Here is a 2,571-nt window from a genome sequence, read left to right on the forward strand (position 1 = left end):
CCGCCCACCGTCAGCCCACGGGCCGCAACTGATCACAAACGTCGGGTTGGAGTACTAGACGGGTGTCCGCGGCGAGGGCAGTTTCCGGACGATGGTCAGTCCGTCCGCAATGGGCAGCATGACAACCTGTACCCGGGAGTCGTCGGTAAGAAGATCGTTGAACTGTTTGACGGCGACGACAGCAGGATTGTCCGAGTGGGAGCGCACTACGTGCCCATACTGCAACACATTGTCGACGATGATGACCCCGTTCGGGTTCATCCGGGGAAGGAGAAGCTCGTAATACCTCCTATACGAGGTCTTGTCCGCGTCGATGAACGCCAGGTCGAAGGTGGGTTCTTCGGGGAGTATGCCGAGGCTGTCGGCCGCCGGTCCGAGGACGAGGTCGATGTGATCGGAAACACCGGCCCGAGCCCAGTACCGGCGGGCGACCGAGGTCCATTCCGTGCTGATGTCCAGGCAGAGAAGTCGGCCGTCGGCGGGCAGGCCCCGGGCGATGCACAGCGCGGAATAGCCGGTGAAGGTACCGATCTCGACCGCGCGGCGCGGGGCGATCGAGGCCGTCAGGATGGTCAGGAACGTCCCCTGCTCGGCCGGTACCTGCATCTCCGCCTCGGGGAGCGCCGCCGTCACGGCGGAGAGTTCGTCGAGGATCGGATCCGGGGGTGAGCTGTGCTCCGTCAGATAGCTGTGGATCGGATCGGCCAGATAGGATGATTTCAATCTCTTGCCGTTTTTTGCGCCTTCGCGGCGAAGCGTGCTGACGCCGGTTGCCGCGACGTCACGAAGCTTCTGTGCCGGACTTTTTACCATGATCAGTGGAACTCCATTCCTGGTGGCTCGGTTCGAAAATAACCGGCCCGGGACGCATTGCGGTTACGGACCGCTCCTCGGCTCGGAAAGAACCAGTAAAGATCATCTAGTGAATCGGGAGTCTGGTGGAGCCGTTGCCCGGTCGCCACGGCCTGTCGTCGGCCATGGCGTGATCCGTCGTGACGTAATCCACTACTTCCAGTAGTTCGTGGATGGTTGCCGATGTCCGCCGAGGGCCCGGGCCGCCCGCGCCCCGGAGCCCGGCGCGGCCGCGATGCGGGTGCCGCCCGCCGCGTCCACGAATCTCTGCGCGGGTGCCGGCCGGGCGGCCGTCGGCCGTCGGTCTGGAGGTGTCCGGGGCAGGTCGAGGACGACGCACAGACCCCGGCTGGCACTCTCGGCCAGAGTGACCGTCCCGCCGTCGGCGGTCGCCAGGGCATGCACGATGGCGAGCCCGAGGCCGTTCCCGCGCCGATCGGCCCGGCCGGGCACCTCTCCTCGCTGGTCGGCGCATCGCTGGTTGTCGCATCGCTGGTCGGCATTGAGGTTGGAGCTGAACCGGCGGAAGGCGGCGGCCCGCTGCTCGGCGCTCAGGCCGCGCCCGCTGTCGGCGACCGTGAGCCGCGCCATGCCTCCCGCCGTCCTGCTTCCCGCCGTCCTGCTTCCCGCCGTCATGGTGCTCTGCGGTCCGGTGACGTTCATCTCGTCCATCTCGTCCGCGGTGCTCCCCGTCCCGAGGCCCGCCTCCGCGGTGCCCCCGGCGCCCACCGGGCGTGGCTGGGCCGGTGGGTTCGTCCCGGACGCGACGCTGACCCGGCCGCCGGACGGGGTGGCCTCCAGCGCGTTGCTGAGGAGATTGTCGAGGATCTGCTCCAGGCGCCCCGGGGTGCACTGGACGACTTGGTCCGCGTCGACGTCGCAGGTCAGTGTCACTCCGGCGGCGGCTGCGACCGGTCGCCGGATCAGGCATCGTTCCTCGGCGACGACCGCGAGGGGGATCGGCTGGGTCGGGATCGGTGCATGCTCGGCCCGGGAGACCGCCAGCAGCCCGTCGACCATCCGGGAGAGCCGGTGCACCTCGACCAGGGTGCCCGCGACCTCGTCGGCGGTGTCCGCGTCCACGTCCTGTTGCAGCAGCTCCAAGCGCAGGCGCATCGCCGTCAGCGGGGTGCGGATCTGGTGGGAGACGTCGGCGAGGAACCGGCGCTGGCTGTCGACCAGTAACTGGAGCCGTCCCGCCATCGCGTCGAACGTCGTGGCAAGTTTGCGTGCCTCGGGCGGCCCACCGACGGCTCTGGCCCGGATCGTGAGATCGCCGGCACCGAGTTCGGTCGCCGCCTGCTCGAGCTGGCGCAGCGGCCGGCCCACCCAGCGGGCCAGCAGGATCGAGATCCCCAATGCGGTCAGTGCGACCAGGACGCCCGCGAGGGCGATCATCGTCCACCGGTGGATGATCGAGGCGCGCAGCCCGGCATCGCTGCGCGCGACGGCCAGGATGCCGACCAGACCCTGCGCGTTGGACACCGGAGCAATAATGATCATCCGGTGTCGATTGGCCGCGTTCGGGTTGATGACCACGTTCTCCCGGCGGGCCCGATCCAGATCCCAGGCCATGATCGGGATGTCGTCCCCGGTGTCGGCCACGGGCGTACCGTTCGGGTCGAACAGCCGGAGCTCGTCCGGTGGCACGGCCGCACTGTCGCGTACGGCGGCAGGCAGCGGGGCCGCGCCGGCGGACAGCCGCCGCCACTTCACCGG

2 protein-coding genes are annotated in these 2,571 nt (G+C 68.8%); both read right to left on the bottom strand.

Features of this window, described 5'->3' with window-relative positions; translation table 11 throughout:
* Positions 1 to 54: 54 nt before the first annotated feature.
* Positions 55 to 813, bottom strand: coding sequence for an O-methyltransferase (locus ACY45C_RS21285; RefSeq protein WP_462189330.1), 759 nt, complete (start codon positions 811 to 813; stop codon positions 55 to 57).
* A 192-nt stretch (positions 814 to 1,005) separates the two neighbouring features.
* Positions 1,006 to 2,571: sensor histidine kinase (locus tag ACY45C_RS21290; protein WP_462189331.1), on the bottom strand; the 1,566-nt coding region annotated here is incomplete at its 5' end.

The sequence above is a fragment of the Frankia sp. CcWB2 genome, assembly GCF_977927585.1.